Origin of the sequence: Flavobacterium sp. 270 (assembly GCF_004368785.1) — a bacterium.
GTDB lineage: Bacteria > Bacteroidota > Bacteroidia > Flavobacteriales > Flavobacteriaceae > Flavobacterium.
Genome location: NZ_SODM01000001.1, coordinates 366,411 through 385,280 on the forward strand (window position 1 = coordinate 366,411; position 18,870 = coordinate 385,280).

Genomic DNA, 18,870 nt, shown 5'->3' on the forward strand with positions numbered 1-18,870 from the left:
ATGTCAAAATCAGGACCAATAGTTCTACTTGAAGACGATCACGATGACAGAATCTTCATGGAAACCATTTTTTCCGAACTCGGAATTGAAAATGAGCGTGTTTATCTAAAAAATTCAGACGAAGCATTAGAGTTTCTTCATAATACATCAAAATCACTTTTTCTTATTTTCTGCGATGTAAATCTGCGGGGAAAAAATGGTCTGGAACTTAAAAGAGAAATAGACAACCATAAACAGTTAAGACTAAAAAGTATTCCTTTTGTTTTCTATTCGACTTCTATTCGACAAGAACAGGTAATTGAAGCGTATACTGAACTTACAGTACAAGGTTTTTTTAAAAAAGAAAATGATTTATCAGAAGCTAAAACTTCTATAGCTACTATAATTGCTTATTGGAAACTTTGCAGGCATCCGAATATGTAATTTTAGTTACTTAGCTGTTTTGTTTTATATGCATTGTACAATTAAATATGGATAACACTATTTTAGAAGATTGCCTGCCAAGTTTAGGTGCTGAACTTATTACCGAAATTAAAAAATTCGGAACTGTTAAAACCTATTCCAAGAATGATTTTATTGTCAAACAAGGTCAGTTTGTTCGCAATTTGCCCATTGTTCTAACGGGCAGCGTAAAAGTCTACAGCAACGAAGAAGACTTACAATTTCTATTGTATTATATCCAGCAAGGCGAATCTTGTATTTTTAGTTTTGCTCATTTATTTAGTCAGGATGCTATAAATTTTTCAGCAATTCCAGAAAAAAAAGCAGACATTTTATTACTGCCTATAGAGAAAGTAAAAGAATGGATATTGAGATATCCAACATTTAACAAGCTGGTTATTGGAGAGTTTCAAAAACATTACAATGAACTTTTAGAAGCCACAAAACAAATTATCTGTTACAAACTTGAAGACAGACTTCTTACTTATTTGAAAAATAAAAGCACTGTTTCTAACTCCAAAGAACTGCCTGTTTCTCATAAAGATATTGCCGATGATTTAGGAACTTCACGGGTAGTTATTTCCAGATTAATGAAAAAGCTGGAACTTGATGGAAAAGTTTTTCAGGATGGACGAAAAATAAAAATGCTCTAGTGTAACAAATGTAACCAATATTCTTTTTTGGGTTTTCTAATATTGCATAACCAATTTTAAAAATAAGGTTATGAAAATCTCAAAAAAAATTATCGTTTTTAGCATTATGACAGCATCGTTTGTTAGTAATGCACAAACTACTGAAACCAAATCAACTCCAAATGAAATGGTAGATGCTCTTCATGGCACATTCGGAAAACATCCACATGCAAGAGCGGTACATGCTAAAGGCATTATTACAGAAGGTTATTTTGAAGCTGCCAAAGAAGCCAAAAAAATTACTAAGGCCGTTCAGTTTCAAAACAAAAAAACACCAATTACTGTTCGTTTCTCTGATTTTACAGGGATTCCGACGATTCCAGATACGGTTGGAGTATCCAATCCAAGAGGATTGGCTATAAAATTTCATTTGCCAAATGGAACAAGTTCAGACATCGTAACGCATAGTTTTAATGGTTTCCCAACCGCTAATACAGATGAATTTATAAAGCTTTTGGGCGCTATTGCACAAAGTGGCGCAAACGCACCAAAACCAACAGCATTAGAAAAGTTTTTTGAAACACATCCAATTGCTAAAACGTTCTTAACAACTCAAAAACCACCATCAACAAGTTTTGGTACGCTTTCTTATTTTGGCGTAAACTCGTATAAATTTACTAACGCAAAGGACGAATCAAAATTTATCCGATATCAATTTATTCCAGAAGATGGTGAAAAATTTTTAAGTAAAGAACAGCTTTCAAAATCGGGTCCTGATTATTTGTATGAAGAAATAAAAGCTCATTTAGTCGCCAAACCTATTAAATTTAAGCTGTATGCGCAAATTGCAGTTTCAGGAGATGCAATAGCAGATCCGTCTATTGTCTGGCCTGATTCAAGAGAGCGCGTTTTGTTGGGTACAATTACCATAACTAAAATTGGAAACAATGATTTGGAAGCAGATAAACAATTGCGTTTTATTCCAAATAACCTAACCGATGGCATAGGAACTGCTGATCCAATGCTGGAAGATCGTTCTAAAGCGTATCCGGTTTCACAAAAAGAACGTCAATAATATAACATAAAATAGAAACGATATGTCTGAAACAATTCAATTAATCCCAAACAATTCCTTAATTACAGCAACTCCCGAAGAAGGAAGACAGTTAGCTGTAAAAATGGCAAGGCTGATTATTAAATATACACAGCCAGATGCTGCAATACGAGAAAATCTACGCCCAATTTATGCCGAAAACGCAGCAATGCTTATTGCCATTGGTCAAACCGTAGCAACCGAATTTGCAACAATTGCTGCTGCGAATAATTATTGGAAATAAGCTCCAAAATATGCAGATTAGCTTAATTTGATTAAAACAAAACCCAAGTCGAAATTGACTTGGGTTTTGTTTTAAAGAATGCAATATTATCTAGTTTTTTAATCTGGGATCATATTGTTTATCCAGATAATCTAAGCCGAGAGGACCAATGGCATATACTTGAGTAACATATTCACCCGATTTGGCCAGATGAAAATGAGGAGTATTTCCTGGTAATACGACCACAGCACCTACCGGATAGGCTTGTAATTTACTTTCATCATACTTCTCTCCTATTCCAATGTAAAATACACCTGAAATTACAGTATAAATTCTGTCTTCGGGATGTACATGAGGCATTATTTTTTCACCATTTGGCACCTTTACCCTCACAATAAATGGTTCGGGTTTAGCAGGATTACCAACTAAAACAGCAAGTTTTACATTTTGAGGAAATGCAGGGAAAGATTTCCAGGTTATGTTTTCAGAATTTATTGAGTTAAACTCTTTCGGACTTATACCTTGACCTGAAATCAGTTCTGAAGCCATAAGAATAAGGCTCAGTACTAGGAATTTATTAGATTTCATAATAATTATTTTTAAAAGATTTGGCACAGCTTTTTAAAGTGTGCCAAATTCTTAATTAAATGAAGTTTAATTTATTTTTGATAATAATTTGGAAGCAACTTCTTCTGCCGATTGAGGATTTTGACCCGATAATAATAAACCGTCTTCTACTACATAAGAATTCCAATCAGGACCTTTAGTATAATTTCCCCCATGTTCTTTTAATTTATCTTCTAGTAAAAAGGGTACCACTTTAGTCAAACCAACAGCTGCTTCTTCTGTGTTAGTAAAACCAGTCACTTTTTTTCCGGCAATCAGATAGTTTCCGTCTTTGCTTTTAACATTTACTAAAGCCGCTGGCGCATGACATACAAAAGCAATTGGTTTGCTGTTATTGTAAAAATCCTGAATTAGTTTTATCGAATTTTTATCAGTTGCAAGATCCCACATTGGTCCATGTCCTCCAGGATAGAAAACTGCCTTAAAATCTTTTTGCTTAACGCTTGTAATCTTCACTGTAGTGCTTAATGCGGTTTGCGCATTTTTATCAGCATAAAAACGTTTAGTCGAAGCTGTCTGAAAAGATGCATCTGTACTTTTTGGATCTATTGGAGCTTGCCCTCCTTTTGGTGTAGCAATTACTACTTCAATTCCTTTGTCTAAAAAGTAATAATAAGGTGTTGCAAATTCTTCAATCCATGAACCTGTTGGTTTACCCGTATCTCCTAATTTGTCATGAGAAGTTAAAACAAAAAGTATTTTTGTTTTTTTGTTTTCCTGTGCAATTGTAGCAAAACTTGCTATCAATAAAAGAGCAATAAATAATGATTTAACTATGCTGCTCCAATCTATAGGGTTTAGCGCCAATACGATTTCTTTTTCTTGTGTTTTCATTTTGTTATGTGTTTAAAATTATAGTACAAAGTAAAAACACAAACAGAAGATGGTTACGTGATGTACATCACATTGTTTAATAAGCAGTCAGATCACGTTGATCTTTAATGAGTTTAAAAGACTTATTGAAGAGTATCACATTAAATTATTGATGATTTGAATTCTCTTCATTTTTTTATATTTTTTTTTAATAATACCATTTTTAATATCGAAAAAAATTGCACAAAATACATATTCTGGATTTTTGTGTACGTAAAAACGTACTTTATTACCCCATCTGCAAATTATTATTAATCAACTTTGTATCAGTTAATTAACAATTACTTAACGATCGTAAAATGTGATTTTTAATTAACAGTAATGTCAAGTTCCGGACAATTGTATGAAACATAATACAATAAAGACGTTGTTTTTATTTACCGATTCATTGATGCGGATTTCGAGAATTGGAAAAATTCTCTGTTTCAGTATCAAATGATTTTAACCACTTTTTATTATTTACTAACTATTAATTATTTACTAACCTTTAATTTTTTAAAATGAAAAAAGCCTTAAAATTAACAAGTTTACTATTTATTACTGCATTAGTGTTTAATTCCTGCGAAAAGGAACAAGATTTGAATGAGCAGCCACAAGCCGTTAACAAAGAAACATCACAAAGTGCTCAAAAAGATGCGTCGCAAAACACGAACAAAGAAGCTGCTGTAGCTGCAGCACTAGGTAGTGCGGGTGCCAGAACAATCACATTGCAAACTAATACACTATCATGTCCAGGTGGCTTGTGTACATCGTACGGTGTTTGGTCAACGGGCGTTTATACTGTTTGGTTCCAGATGAAATTTAATAACGGATTTTATTGGAGCCGAGGCGGTAAATGCGGATATGGTATCTTAATTGGTGATCAGAATACTGGCGGTGATCCAGGATGGGACGGAAATGGAGGAAGTGCCAGATTTATGTGGTATTGCCCAAATGGATCTAACTCTGCCAAAGGAAGCGGAGCTTACCTTCAACCTTATGTATATTATAAAGATCAGCCAGGACAATTTGGTAATGATTTCGGAAAAAAATATTACATACAAGAAGGAGTTACCTATAACTGTCAGATATCTGTTAAGTTAAATACTGGATCAAGTACTAATGGATACGTTAAATATTATGTAAATGGAACGGAGATATTGAATCAAACAATTCGTTGGGTTACTAATGATTCTAAACGAAATGTAAATGCAGTAAGTCTTCATACTTTCCGTGGTGGTAGTCAAGAATACTGGAAAGCTCCGGTAACAAGTTCTATTTATTATCCTAGTGCATCTTGGGATGCTCTATAATAATTTATAGTTTTTAAACATTTGCCCGGAATAAATAAAAAGCCTGAGAATCTATATTCTCAGGCTTTTCTTTTTATAATGACTTTGACTTTTAAATTTTAATTTATCAAAGAAACTTATCTTTTGCTAGCTGCCCAAAAAATAGAATTCCTAAGAAGAGTGGTGTAAACTTCATTATCAAACAAATCAGGAGAATGCCCCATAAAAATATAAATGTTTCGAGAAGCAAAATGATCATTTGTCCAAACTACAGGATGATCGCCCATTTTTACTTTTGCGTCCGGCTCATAAGTAGATTCATCTACGGAGGCTAATACATGAACATTTTCTCTTGGGCTTTTATTATAAGTATACCATTCTTCATTTTTTACCATAAAATTGGATGGAATTCCTTTTGTAACCGCATGCTTTTTATCTTCGATATTTACTTTGGCAGTAGCAAATTTTGGAATATAATCGACAAATTTTATTCCTCCCATAAAATCAGAAAACCATTTCCACATTGGATATCCATCAAATTCACCCAACAAAGTAGCATGGTGCAAACCTACCCATCCGCCTTTGCCATCGTTCATGTATTTTTGAAATGCTTTCATAGATTCATCACTCCATGTATAAGGAGGATAATCGAGTTGTATAAAAACTTTATATTGTTTTAATAGAGTTTCGTTAATGGTCTTAGTATTTTCAATGTAATCAATAGTAAAACTACTGTCAATTGCTAATTTGTTCAGCCAAGGTTTAGCAGCCAAAGTAAAAGGCAAATGATGTCCGCCATTTTCATATAAAACTAAAACCTTAAATTTTGCTTTTTTTGATTGCTGACCAAAACATTCTCCTTGAAATAAGCAGCTTGTTATTAATAAAGAAATTGCTATTATTACATTTTTCATTTAAAGTTATGATTATTTGAATTTCAATTTTATATTTCGTTAAATATTTAATTTTCAACCAAAGCAGTTATTGCTTGTAAAAACCATGCTGAATGCGGAATCCATTGTTCTGTCCAACGCCATTCGTCATTCCCGTCAACATCCATTTTAAAATCTATTCCTGAGCCGTCTCCATTTCCATCTTTACCTGTAATTCCGTTTGAGATACCGCCTCTTTCTGAACCATGTCCATAATTAGAATGCATGTAAGGAACATTATTTTGTCCAAACTGATATAAAAAACATATATCATAAGGGTTACAGCCCAATATCCACGATAATTGTTGTGAAGCATATAAATTGGATGCTTTTTTTGAACTGTCATTTTCATTATAAGAAGTGACTTTTGCACCTTCAATAACTGCTGTAGCCAATGATGCTAATCTTGCATTTTCGCCCTGCCACCACCAGCCGGTTTCATTATCATGTGGAATAAAAAAGCCGTCTTTTATTTTATCATTAAACAAAAAACTTTGTCTGGCATAACCAAACGGATTGCTTACGTTATTTGTAACAGCTATATTATAATCTAATGCTTTTTTTATGACTTTTGTAGCGGCAATTCTTTCGTTGCTGTCATTTTCTTTTTTCAAATATCGTGTCAATGCTACTACAGGCAGACCTGCATCTGCTGCATGCCAAAAAGGTCGATTTCCATCATTACTTCTAAACCAGCCTTTATCTGTCATTCGGTTTTCAAGATTATGACCCCATCTTCTGGCTTCATCTTTATAGAAACTGTCGTCTGTTGCAATCCATAATTCTGTAGCGGCCATTACAGCGCAATAATCATCAATGATGTTTTCTTTTCCGTCATCATCGTATTTTGTGTTATTTATCAATAAGTGTGCATAAGCTCTTTTGGCGCCTTCTAAATATTGTTTTGATGTAAAATCTCCATTTTTTTTCCATTGAGAAATTCGAGCAAGTGCAGCAATTGCCATTCCGCCGCCTTCTCTAAATGCACTTTGATATTCGTCTGTGGTTACACTATTGGCTTTGAGGCCTACAATTCTTCTGGATGCAGGATTTTTATCAAAATAACTAAAAACAATCATGTAAAAATAATCCTGATCAGATAGACAACGCATTAAATAATCGGCACCCCAAATGGCTTCATTATCTAATGAATCTTTTATTTTCCATTCCTTAAGCTGTTTTGGAATTTTTTCTGATGTATTAATAAGCGACCACGTTACCAACGGCGTCTGTTGAGGCGATACAAAATTAGCATAAGCCAAATGCGAAAAATATTTGCTGACATCTCCAGATGCATCACACCAACCGCCATGCACGTCTACTTTTTTTGTACTGCCAAATAACAGCATGTTTTTATCTGCTTCCAGTTCTTCTGGCGTATTAGCCCTTTGTTTATTATAATAATGTACAATTGAAGAAATGGTGCGTTTTGCCAATATGTTTTCTTCAATTGCAAAACTTGCAGAAGTATAGATTTGATCGGCTATTTTTAAAGTTACTTTGTAATTTCCAGACTTTTGAAAGGATGAAAAATCTGCTTCATAAAAGAATCTACCCAGATTCCAGTCATCAACACTTTGTGATTTCCCAACAGCTGCTGTAAATACTGTTTTATTCGTTTTGGCATCAATAATGTCAAAAGTTGCATTTGTACTTAGTTTGCCTTCATATCCTATAATGGCTATTTTGGGACTCTTAGGATCAAAACCAACTTGATTTACATAAATTATAGATTTGCTGTAAGCTGTAATAGAAATAAACAGAACTATTACAATAAATTTTAAATGTTTCCTGAATTTTATCATAGTTAAATATGGCTGTATTATTTTTAAATGAAGTTTTATCCAATCAGTGAATTCTTTAAAAAAAAGACTGTCTTTTATTAGAATTAATTGAAGAACTAATTTAACTTTTTTATCAATACTTAATTTAACTTTATTTCTATTTTCATTGCTACAGGACAATTAAACCCCTTAAAAGAGATTATATTTATCTTGCTAATTGCTTTAAAAGCAGTTTATTTATTTTAAAATTACATAAATGTTTTAAAATATTGTATCTCTGAGATCAGCAAACAAAAAAGCTCAATTCTTTCGAATTGAGCTTTTTTGTTTTGTAAAGAGCGTTTTATTAAAATACGCTAATTATCTATTTATCGTTAGATGCTGTAGTTTTTCCTAATTGAAGTCTGAAGTCTGGTCTTCTTGCATTGAAGATATCTACAAAAGTGTCTTTATTGTCATTTTGAGAAGACACATTAAAGAAAAGACTGTTTCCGTACCAGTTTTCAAGTTCTGCATTAGTAGTGGTATTGTATTCTGCAGTGACATTTCCATTACACTGATTAAAATACATTTCTTCAAATTTAATTTTCTTTAGATTAGCAGGATTTATTTCTGTCTTGCTGTCTAATAATACTGCGGGGCTAAAGCCTGACACTACACTTCTTTTTAATTCTAAAGTTGCACTTTCGCCAACATATACTGCTTCTTTTACTAAACCTGCTTGTATATCTGCTTTGATATTTTCACTATCGTTAAGCATTGTAACGTTTGATGCTGCAACCAAAGTCAATTTTTTAGTAAAATCAGTATCATTTTTCTTTTCATATGATTTTACCTCCATACATCTAGATCCGTCTTTGTTACTTGACAAATATGAAGATCTTACTGCTAATGAATTAAACAAACGACATTGAATCCCTTGAGTGAATTTAAAATCATCATTAATTGACTTATATGAAACTAGTTGAGAAACATTTACATCTCCTCCGTAAAAAGCGAAAGAATCACCTCCAGAGTAGCTTACCATTATGTTTTCTAAAACTGTTTTATTTCCTACTCCTGCAATAGTTAAACCATTAAAAGTGTCTGCACCTTTAACTTTTTTACCAGCAAATTCAATTCTTACAAATTTTAAAATTCCTGAGTTTGCTGCAACATTGTTTCCACCATAAACAGTAAGTGAAGGATCTAGATCTAAATTATAAGAACCAACATTACCAAATTTATTTATTGGCGCATCACCAAGGATGACTACTCCGCCCCAGTCGCCTGCTTTTTTTACACTGCGGTTAGACGTAAATACAATAGGATCTGTTTCTAGTCCGTTTGCAATAATCTGAGCACCTTTTGTAATTACCAATGTTCCTTTGCTTTCAAAATCACCAATAATTAATGTTCCTGGTTCAATTGTTAATACAGCATTATTTGTTACATATACATTTCCCTGAAGAATGTATACATTTTTTTTCATCAATTTTGTGTTTACGGATATATTTCCCGCCAGGATTTGATTTGCTTCACCGTAATCTACTTTATGAGGCTTAAATTCTGTCCAGTTATCAAGCCAGTTATTGTATCCGATGATTCCTTTTTCTTGTTGCGCATTTACTCCTGCTGACAGCATAAGTAAACAAATCATTAAAGTAATTTTTTTCATGGGGCTAGGTATTTGGGGTGAATAATTAGACTCTATTCGGTCTGAAGCTTTAAAAACAAGTTTAGTTTTTTGAACTTCAAGATTCACATTTGGAAAAAAATTCATTTTCAGCGACAGTAAATTGTAATTGAAAATAAAACAAAAGTGAGTGCTCCCGGTAGTGCCTTTCTACAAATATATGTATTTTTTCAAAACAATATCGATTAATTTAACATTTATTACTAATTTTTGTTATTAAAATTAAATTTCGATCTTTATAAATCATTAACTATTTGAATTTCAGCATATGTAAATTCTATTTTTACTAAAAAAAATATTATTTTATTCAAAAATCACTACTGAATCATTACTGCCCATTATTATTTTTCTTGTTAAACCAATAAAAATTCCGTGTGCAACAAGCCCTTCAATTTCATTTAATTTCTGAGATAGAGAAATAGGATCTGAAATTAAACCAAAATCAGCATCAATAATATAATTTGCCTGATCTGTAATAAACGGACTGTTTGCTGTTATTCTGATTTTACCCGTACCATTTAGGGTTTCTATTTGACGCAGTACATATTGAGAAGCAAACGGAATAACTTCAATTGGCACTTTGAATTTTCCGATTAAATCTACTTTTTTTGAGGAATCTGTAATTATGATTTCTTGTTTTGTTAACGAGGCAACAATTTTTTCTCTTAACAACGCACCGCCGCCGCCTTTGATTAATATCAAATCTGTATTAAATTCATCGGCACCATCAATGGTAATATCTATAGCATTTACAGCATTTATATCAATTAACGGAATGTGCAAAGATTCTGCAAGTTCTTTGGTTCGGTTAGAAGTTGGAACTGCTTTTATTTTTAAACCATTTTTAACCAGTTCTCCAATTTCGGTTATAGCGTAAACAGCGCTAGAACCCGTTCCTAAACCCACAATCATATTATCGCAAAGCAACTTGACAGCTTCTTTTGCTGCCAGTTCTTTTTCTTTTTCTATATCTTTTATCATTTGGTGTCGCTAAAATAAAACATACTGCAAGTTTATAAATTTCAAGCTTAATTCAAAACATTGCAGCTGCATTAAATATTGACGCACTTATTACATCAAATTGGATGTCCTTGATTATCTGTTTTAAATGATTGTGTTTCAAATTTATTAAAAAATCCTACATAGTTTCCGTCTGGTTTCTGCACTATTGTGGCGCCATCCTGCCAAATCGCATTATCTCCAGAATGTCCCCCATTTATAGGATCTCCTTGGTTTTGATGGATGTCATGAACTCCATAACCTGAATTAAAGAATTGTCCAAAAATAAATACTTTATCTCCTTGATTGAGTACTGATTCTAATTGCTGAATAGCATCTATATTATTTCCAGCTTTCCAAAAAGAAGACTGGTCCAGAACGATAATCTTAAAAGGAACGTTAGATCTTATTTCCGACGATTCAAATTGCTTCAATTTTGGAGAATACAACCATGGCGGTATTCTTAATCGCCATTCTGGAAATAAAAATAAAATCGGAATTCTTAGCGTTACCCACATTGGTTTCCATCTGATATAATCAATCGCACCGCTTACTTCGTTAGAAGCAAGATGATGCCAGCCATCAGCCATGACTGAGATTAAATTAAATTCTTTTGCTTTAAAATTGATAATTCTCCATTGCACCCGTGTTTTCTGGCTGTCAACATCAATGGCACAGCGATAATTAATATTATTGGCAACAACTTCTACATTTCCATGATAAAAATTACCAAAATTATCCGGTTCATCACGATAGTAATTCACTTTTGTACCCTTAAGTACTCCATATTTATCTAGTGGCATAACATAACTTTTTTTAAGGTTAATATATTTTGAACAGTGGCAAAATGCACTGTGTTTTGCAGTTGCTGTCTCTTTAGAGGTGAAAAATTTATTTTATCCTTTGACAGCACCTTTCATATTTTGAAATATTTTTTTTCTTTTTGTTTGAAATCTATTATCATCAAAGTAAACTTGATACCAGCTGTAACTTTCATCTAGTGGTTTTGAGAAAGTACTGTTTGCAGGATTTATTTTAGTTAAATAACGTGGCCAAAAATGAACAAATAACCTATCAAATTCAGTTAAATAAATATCTGCTGTTCTTTTATCTCCTTTAATCAGCATTGTATTTTCATCATTATTAAGAATAGAATTTGAACTGAAATTAGCCGAACCGGTAACTACTATTGGATCTTCGGATAAAGGATCAATTAAGAAAAATTTATTGTGAACATATAGAATACCCGCGCCTGTAGTTGCTTTTGTGGTTACCTCTTTGGCCCAGTTCTTTTCTGTGCCTTGATATATTGCCCCTGCAGAAACTTTTAGATCAATGTCGTTACTAGTTACTTTTTGAGCATCCGAAGCTGATTCAAAAAGCAACAGTCTTAAATAATCTTTATCGTGATTGTAAACCGTATTAAAAACATCATCCATGTTAAATGGAAAAACCATACAAACCATTTCTTTCGCGCTATCTATTAAGTCTGCATAATGTTGTAATTGAACAGGTTTTGCACCACTTATTTTCGGCAAATCTCTTGGACTAAAAAACACATATTCTCCATTTTCCAGATTGGTCAGGTCAATGCTTTTTTGAATTTCCATTGACGTTTTTGCCACAGTACCCATAGTTGGATCACCCAAAAGGCTTAACCAATACTTTTCATATTGCTTAGCAATGGTATTGTCTACTACCCAGTGTCCTGTATTGCATTGTCCAAAAATACCTGCGAGCGTAATATTGGTTGAGCCAAACCATACTTGTTTTGCAATATTGTCTTTTAATAAAACCATGAATTTATTATGAGGCTGACTTGGCTTTGTTCGTAATGTCTTTATACAATCATCAATTCCTGAATTTGTCATCATTGATTTATTGTTTAAACGAATTGTACCATTTTTATAAGTTTTATCCTCATACTGATCTTCTTTCCCGCTCACTATTAATTCTATTTTTACACCACGGTCTTTCGCAGCTTTTATTTCTGCTAAAAATTCAGGCAATTGAAATTCATAAAATGCGCCATAAATGGTATAGGTACTATCTGTGGCTTGTCTTATGAATTTTAATAAACCTTCGCTCCATAAATCCCTCCCTAGAATATCAAGCGCTCTTTTATATTCCGAAGGAGTCATTTCACTTAATGGTTTATTGTTGAAATTACGGGCATACGATTGTGAACCGGTAACTCCATAATTAAAAAAAATGGAATGTTTTCCATCATGCAGTTTTTCTGTAGTAACTACAATATCAGATTCAAAGGCAACACTAGGATTAATAGCCGGGCCAATCATTGCTTTTATAGTATAGGTGTAGGTTTTTGCGGGATCGACAATATAATCCTGCCAATAAAAAGATTGTACTAATGATCTTTTTTTAATTATTGGATCTGGATTATTTTCAAGTGATTCAAAATATTTGGTACCATTGAGATAAGTTACTTGAACCGAAATACCTGTCTTTTTATTATCTATTCTTTCTACACTAAAACCAAGAAATTGATTGCCTAATTTCGTTTTGTCAATATCAAAGGATAATAAAACAGTTTGTGTTCCAGCAACTGCATATAACTTTAAATCTTTATCTTCATTATAGTAACGCATTGATTATTATTTTTAGAAGTTTACAATTATTTCGTTTAAAGTTCAAGAGAACGGGATAAATATAAGACAACTACTTCAAATAAAAATACGTATAATTACCTATTTTTCAAACACTTATGCATAAATACAGAAAAGAATGTTTTCCAAAATACAATTAGGAAAAACATTTTAAACAAATATTTATGATTGAATATTTGTAAATTAATACCAATTGGTATAATTTTGCAGTACTAAATTAAGATAAGATGTCTAAGGCAGAGAAAACACGTCAATTTATAATAGAAAAAACAGCACCGGTTTTTAACCGTAAAGGCTACGTTGGGACTTCTATAAATGATATGATGGCTGTTACAGGTCTTACAAAGGGCAGCATTTATGGCAATTTTGAAAATAAAGACGAGGTTGGCATTGCTGCATTTAAATACAACTTAACAAAAGTAAGAGAAAGTCTTAATCTTGAATTGGACAGATCATTGACCTATAAGGAACAATTACTTTCTTTTCCTAAAAAATACAAAAGTCTTTTTCAGAAGCTGATGGAAAATGGAGGTTGTCCTATTCAAAATACAGCGATAGAATCAGATGATACACATCCCGTTTTAAAAGAGATGGCTGATAATGCTATTACAGTGTGGAAAAATTATATAGTTGATTTAATTGAAAACGGAATCAAAGCAGGAGAATTTAAAGCAAAAAACATTCAATCAGAACAAGTTGCACTAACTATTATTGCTACTATTGAGGGCGCTGTAATGATCTCAAGACTGTCTGGAAAAATAAATAATTTCAATACAATATTAGACTCAGTAACAAAAATGATTGAAGAACTAGATTGATTTTTTTTGACACTTTTTATACCGATTGGTATAATTTAAGATGAAATTTCATCAAAAATATTCATTAAGTTTTTTCAATTTAAAAAATAAAAAATATCAATATGAAAAGAGTAGCTGTTACAGGATTAGGTGTTATTTCGCCTTTGGGAAATAATGTTCCTGAATTCTGGGAAAATATTATTTCTGGAAAAAGTGGTGCCGATTACATTACAAAATTTGATACTTCAAAATTTAAGACCACATTTGCCTGCGAGGTTAAAGATTTTAACGCTGAGGATTATTTTGAAAAAAAAGAAATCCGCAAATACGATCTTTTTACACAATATGCTGTTGCAGCTTCTGATCAGGCAATTATGGATGCTGGCTTAAATTTCGAATCAATGGATCAGCAGGAAAGATCTAAAATTGGCGTAATATGGGCTTCGGGAAATGGCGGTATTACTACGTTTGAAGAACAATTAAAAGAGTTTCATGCCGGCGATGGTACACCAAGATTTAATCCCTTTTTTATTCCAAAAATGATTGTAGATATTGCAGCCGGGGTTATTTCTATCCGTAATGGTCTGCATGGACCAAATTATGCAACCGTTTCTGCCTGTGCTTCATCAAATACAGCCATAATTAATGCCTTTGATACCATTCGATTAGGCAAAGCCAATATTATGATTGCCGGCGGTTCTGAAGCCGCTATAACTTCTTCTTCTATCGGAGGATTTAACTCCTCTCATGCGTTATCGAAAAGAAATGAAGAACCTCAAAAAGCTTCCCGACCATTTGACCGCGATCGCGATGGATTTGTAGCAGGCGAAGGAGCCGGAGCTTTGATTCTTGAAGATTGGGATTTTGCAGTAAAACGCGGTGCAAAAATATATGCAGAAATTGTTGGAGGTGGTATGGCGGCAGATGCGTATCATCTTACAGGTACACCCTCTGATGGTTTTGGTGCTGCTTTGGGCATGAAAAATGCTCTTGAAGATGCAGGATTATTATTTTCTGATATCGATTATATAAACGCTCATGCAACCGCAACTCCACAAGGTGACCTAAGCGAATTAACAGCTATAAAAACAGTTTTTGGAGATTCTCTTGTTCCAATTAGTGCCACAAAATCGATGACCGGGCATTTACTTGGGGCTGCTGGTGCTATTGAAAGTATTATTTCTGTTTTGGCAGTTAAAAATGATATTATTCCAGCCACTATAAACACTGTCAATCTTGATGAACAGATTCCTGCAGACAGCAACATTATCTTAGGAGAATCAATTCATCAAAAAGTAAATTATGTTCTCAACAATACTTTTGGTTTTGGCGGACACACGGCTAGTACGATATTCAAAAAAGCAACGAATCAATAAGCTGTGAATGAAATGAATAACTCTGAAAAAATTCTTCAATATCATCTCAATCAATATCAGCCCAATATGCCTAAGATGGCTGTTTATGATATGGAGGAATATTTAAAGAAGTACGACAAAAAAATGAGGAAATTACACCTGCAGCGGTATTTCCAGATACTATGGTTTAAAACTGGTAAAGGCAGATATGTTGTAGATTCTACAGCACACGACATTGGAGAAAATACTATTTTTTTTGTTACCAAAAATCAAGTTCATTATTTTGATAAAAACACCAATTATGAAGGGATTGTAATTCATTTTAACGAACAATTTTTAACTCATAATAATAACGAAAGTGACTTTTTTTTGAATCATGACTTATTTAAAAACGCTGATCAGCTTCCTTATTCTAATTTAAATTCAGTTGATACTTTTATATTAGAGGATTATATAAATCTGATTAAAAGTGAGCTTTCAAACAAAAATGGAATCTATCAGGTCGAACTTCTTAGAGCATATCTAAAAGCTTTTATAATTCAGGTACAGCATCGTAAGGATAGGTTTCAGCAATTAAATGGACTGCCAATTATTAAAGGTGAAAAGAAAAAATTAATATTAGCTGAATTTGTTCATGCAATAGAAGAGAATTATACGAAAGAATTAAAAATCTCAGAATACGCTGCACTTTTAAGCGTATCAACCAGAACATTATCCCATTTAACAAATCAGCTTTTGGATAAAAGTCCGTCGCAGATGATACACGAAAGAATCATTCTGGAAGCCAAAAAAATGCTTTTACAAGCTAATTATAACATCAACCAAATTGGGCGTATGCTGGGTTTTGGCGATGCTTCTTATTTCGTAAAATATTTTAAAAAGTATACGGAAATTTCACCTTCCGAATTCAGAAATTTAGCTGATTAACAAAAGTTGGAGTTAATTATAAAGGCTCCAACTTTTTTAATTAAAAATATACCAATTGGTATAAAATATATACTTATGAAAAACCGTAAATATTAATTATTACAAAAATGGATTCTACAAAAAGACAAATACTATTGATTACTGTTATTGTTGCAGCAATAATGGAACTGATAGATATTTCAATTGTTAATGTTGCACTTTCGCACATGAGCGGTAATCTTGGCGCAACTTTAGAAGATACTTCGTGGGTTATAACTGCTTATGCGATTGCAAATGTCATTATTATACCAATGACTTCTTTCCTGACAACAAATTTAGGAAGACGTAATTATTATATAAGTTCCGTTTTGCTTTTTACTTTTTGTTCGTTTATGTGCGGTCATTCTTCTAACATTTGGATGCTCGTTTTTTTTCGCTTTTTGCAGGGTATTGGCGGCGGTGCTTTAATATCCGTTTCACAAGCTGTTGTATTTGAGTTATTTCCTAAAGAAAAACAAGGTACAGCAAGTGCTATATTTGGTTTAGGAATTTTTATTGGACCAACTATCGGGCCAACTTTGGGAGGTTTTATTACCGAAGATTATTCCTGGCCATGGATCTTTTTTATTAATATTCCGATTGGGATAATGGTCGCAGTTTCATGCTGGTTTTTGCTTACAGAGCCTGTAGTAAAACCAGTTGTAAAAGCCGTAGACTGGCTGGGAATTGCACTATTGGCTGTTGGAATTGGAGCTTTGCAAATAGTTCTGGAAAGAGGACAAATTGAAGATTGGTTTGAAACAGGTTATATAACGGCATTTTCTATTGTTGCCGCTTTATCCTTAATTAGTTTTATATTTTGGGAACTCCACACGCCTAACCCAGTTGTAAATCTTAGAGTTCTAAAAAGCAGAACTTTATCTATTGCCGCTATTCTAACTTTTATTGTCGGGATTGGTATGTTTACTTCTGTTTTTATGACTCCTGTTCTGGCGCAGCGTCTGCTAAACTTTTCTCCAACACAAACCGGAATGTTATTATTACCCGGAGCTATTATTGCTCTATTTGTTTTAATGCTTTCTGGAAAATTATTGCAGCGCGGTATTTCACCTATTTATTTAATCATTGTTGGATTTCTAATATTTATCTATTTCAGCTGGCAGATGACGCTGATTAGTATCAACACATCAAAAGAAACTCTTGCCATTAATTTAATATTTCGCGCCATAGGTATGGCATTATTGACGGTGCCTACAACAATGCTGGCGGTTTCTACATTAGATCCGGCAGACATTCCTCAGGGAGCGGCGCTTAATAATATGATGCGCCAGCTGGGAGGTTCATTTGGGATTTCGCTGGCAAATACTTATCTCGCGCGCCGATTTGCAGAGCATCGTGTAGATTTTATAAATAACATTACTTCTACCAATATTCTCGCCACAGAAAGATTAAATAGATTAACCGGTTATTTTCAAAGTAAAGGTTATGATTTGCTTCAAGCCAAACAAAAAGCTTTGGCTTTAACAGAATATTCCGTTTCAAAACAATCAACATTACTAAGTTATATGGACACTTATTTATTAATCGGTTTGCTTTTTGCCTTTGCTCTGCCTCTGCTGTTCTTTGTTAAATCTAAAGGAACGAATGCGGTAAAACTAGAAACCATTTCAGATCATTAAAAAGTACAATTTATACAGGTAAGACAATTTAACAGGGCGTAAAAATGTACCAATTATTCCGAGTTTTGTATAAATTGTCCAGAAACAGTCCGTGTAACTTTGCTAGTATAATTTAAACAATAATTTATCATGTCAAAAACAATTTTAATTACAGGAGCCTCAAGAGGTTTTGGTAAAATATGGGCAAAAGCACTTTTGCAACGCGACGATAAAGTGGCTGCAACTGCTAGAGATTTAAATAGTTTGAACGAGCTTAAAGCTGAATTTGGCGATGCCGTTTATCCTATACAATTGGATGTTAATGATCGAGCTGCATGTTTTGCCGCTGTACAAAAAGCCAAAGATCATTTTGGTCGTATCGATGTACTTATAAATAATGCCGGATTTGGTTTATTTGGCGCAATTGAAGAAACTACAGAAGATCAGGCACGTGCTCAAATGGAAACGAATTTCTTTGGAGTACTTTGGGTTTCTCAGGCAATAACCCCAATTTTCCGTGAACAAAAAAGTGGTCACATTATTCAGGTTTCCAGCTTTTTGGGATTAGTGGCTTTACCTGTTTTAGGACTTTACAACGCATCTAAATATGCTGTAAATGGTCTTAGTGAAACATTGGCGGCAGAACTTAAAGAATTTGGAGTTAAGGTAAGTTTAATCGAGCCAAATGGTTTTTCTACAGATTGGTCGGGAGCATCTGCATTCCAGACGGAACCTTCTGAAGTTTATGCACCGCTTAAAAAAGCTTTTTTTGAAGCAGCTGTTCCAGAAAGCTGGGGTAATCCAGAAACAACAGCACCAGCAATATTGGCATTAATAGACAGTAAAAATCCACCTTTGCATTTCCTTTTAGGAAAAGTAGCTTACCCAGCTGTTAAACAGGTGTATGCAGAACGTCTTGCCGAATTTGAAGATTGGAAAGAAGTTTCTGCTAATGCACATGGCTTCTAAAAATAGAA

The 18,870-nt window shown here is 33.3% G+C and carries 18 protein-coding genes; 10 read left to right on the forward strand and 8 right to left on the reverse strand.

Annotated features, from left to right (window positions below; genetic code table 11):
• The 4 genes from EV144_RS01630 to EV144_RS01645 all read left to right on the forward strand — a co-directional run bounded on the left by EV144_RS01630 (window position 1) and on the right by EV144_RS01645 (window position 2,410).
• A complete protein-coding gene (locus EV144_RS01630; protein ID WP_134145534.1) occupies window positions 1-423 on the forward strand; it encodes a response regulator in 423 nt (140 codons plus the stop codon).
• Window positions 424-470: 47 nt separating this feature from the next.
• Window positions 471-1,094 (forward strand): Crp/Fnr family transcriptional regulator, encoded by a 624-nt coding sequence (locus tag EV144_RS01635; protein ID WP_134145536.1) that lies wholly within the window; start codon window positions 471-473, stop codon window positions 1,092-1,094.
• A gap of 70 nt (window positions 1,095-1,164) precedes the next feature.
• Window positions 1,165-2,148 carry a catalase family peroxidase gene (locus EV144_RS01640; protein WP_134145538.1) on the forward strand — a complete coding sequence of 328 codons (984 nt, stop codon included), beginning with the start codon at window positions 1,165-1,167 and terminating at the stop codon, window positions 2,146-2,148.
• 22 nt (window positions 2,149-2,170) lie between these two features.
• Complete coding sequence (locus EV144_RS01645) at window positions 2,171-2,410, forward strand: hexameric tyrosine-coordinated heme protein (protein ID WP_134145540.1); 240 nt, start codon at window positions 2,171-2,173, stop codon at window positions 2,408-2,410.
• Between the two features lie 90 nt (window positions 2,411-2,500).
• Here EV144_RS01645 and EV144_RS01650 read toward each other — a convergent pair whose 3' ends face one another.
• Entirely contained in the window at window positions 2,501-2,938 is a 438-nt protein-coding gene (locus EV144_RS01650) for a cupin domain-containing protein (protein ID WP_134145542.1), read from the reverse strand.
• 105 nt (window positions 2,939-3,043) lie between these two features.
• Entirely contained in the window at window positions 3,044-3,850 is an 807-nt protein-coding gene (locus tag EV144_RS01655; protein ID WP_134145543.1) for a type 1 glutamine amidotransferase domain-containing protein, read from the reverse strand.
• Between the two features lie 539 nt (window positions 3,851-4,389).
• Between EV144_RS01655 and EV144_RS01660 the strand changes: the two genes are divergently transcribed.
• Window positions 4,390-5,181 carry a polysaccharide lyase gene (locus EV144_RS01660; protein ID WP_134145545.1) on the forward strand — a complete coding sequence of 264 codons (792 nt, stop codon included), beginning with the start codon at window positions 4,390-4,392 and terminating at the stop codon, window positions 5,179-5,181.
• Window positions 5,182-5,297: 116 nt separating this feature from the next.
• Here EV144_RS01660 and EV144_RS01665 read toward each other — a convergent pair whose 3' ends face one another.
• From EV144_RS01665 to EV144_RS01690, 6 genes are all read right to left on the reverse strand, one after another.
• Entirely contained in the window at window positions 5,298-6,074 is a 777-nt protein-coding gene (locus tag EV144_RS01665; RefSeq protein ID WP_134145547.1) for a ThuA domain-containing protein, read from the reverse strand.
• A 47-nt stretch (window positions 6,075-6,121) separates the two neighbouring features.
• Entirely contained in the window at window positions 6,122-7,897 is a 1,776-nt protein-coding gene (locus EV144_RS01670) for a glycoside hydrolase family 9 protein (protein WP_134145549.1), read from the reverse strand.
• 343 nt (window positions 7,898-8,240) lie between these two features.
• Window positions 8,241-9,533, reverse strand: coding sequence for a hypothetical protein (locus EV144_RS01675; RefSeq protein ID WP_134145551.1), 1,293 nt, complete (start codon window positions 9,531-9,533; stop codon window positions 8,241-8,243).
• 321 nt (window positions 9,534-9,854) lie between these two features.
• Complete coding sequence (rpiA, locus tag EV144_RS01680; protein WP_208326826.1) at window positions 9,855-10,532, reverse strand: ribose-5-phosphate isomerase RpiA; 678 nt, start codon at window positions 10,530-10,532, stop codon at window positions 9,855-9,857.
• 95 nt (window positions 10,533-10,627) lie between these two features.
• Window positions 10,628-11,353, reverse strand: coding sequence for a DUF2278 family protein (locus EV144_RS01685; RefSeq protein ID WP_134145553.1), 726 nt, complete (start codon window positions 11,351-11,353; stop codon window positions 10,628-10,630).
• Window positions 11,354-11,446: 93 nt separating this feature from the next.
• Window positions 11,447-13,159 (reverse strand): phospholipase D-like domain-containing protein, encoded by a 1,713-nt coding sequence (locus tag EV144_RS01690; RefSeq protein ID WP_134145555.1) that lies wholly within the window; start codon window positions 13,157-13,159, stop codon window positions 11,447-11,449.
• A 245-nt stretch (window positions 13,160-13,404) separates the two neighbouring features.
• Between EV144_RS01690 and EV144_RS01695 the strand changes: the two genes are divergently transcribed.
• The 5 genes from EV144_RS01695 (at window position 13,405) to EV144_RS01715 (ending at window position 18,862) form a co-directional block, all read left to right on the forward strand.
• Window positions 13,405-13,995 carry a TetR/AcrR family transcriptional regulator gene (locus EV144_RS01695; RefSeq protein WP_134145557.1) on the forward strand — a complete coding sequence of 197 codons (591 nt, stop codon included), beginning with the start codon at window positions 13,405-13,407 and terminating at the stop codon, window positions 13,993-13,995.
• A 101-nt stretch (window positions 13,996-14,096) separates the two neighbouring features.
• Entirely contained in the window at window positions 14,097-15,350 is a 1,254-nt protein-coding gene (gene fabF, locus EV144_RS01700; RefSeq protein ID WP_134145559.1) for a beta-ketoacyl-ACP synthase II, read from the forward strand.
• 12 nt (window positions 15,351-15,362) lie between these two features.
• Complete coding sequence (locus tag EV144_RS01705) at window positions 15,363-16,256, forward strand: helix-turn-helix domain-containing protein (RefSeq protein WP_134145562.1); 894 nt, start codon at window positions 15,363-15,365, stop codon at window positions 16,254-16,256.
• Window positions 16,257-16,363: 107 nt separating this feature from the next.
• Window positions 16,364-17,914: a DHA2 family efflux MFS transporter permease subunit gene (locus tag EV144_RS01710; protein WP_134145564.1), complete on the forward strand. Its 1,551-nt coding sequence runs from the start codon at window positions 16,364-16,366 to the stop codon at window positions 17,912-17,914.
• Between the two features lie 129 nt (window positions 17,915-18,043).
• Window positions 18,044-18,862: an SDR family NAD(P)-dependent oxidoreductase gene (locus EV144_RS01715; RefSeq protein WP_134145566.1), complete on the forward strand. Its 819-nt coding sequence runs from the start codon at window positions 18,044-18,046 to the stop codon at window positions 18,860-18,862.
• Window positions 18,863-18,870 lie beyond the last annotated feature (8 nt).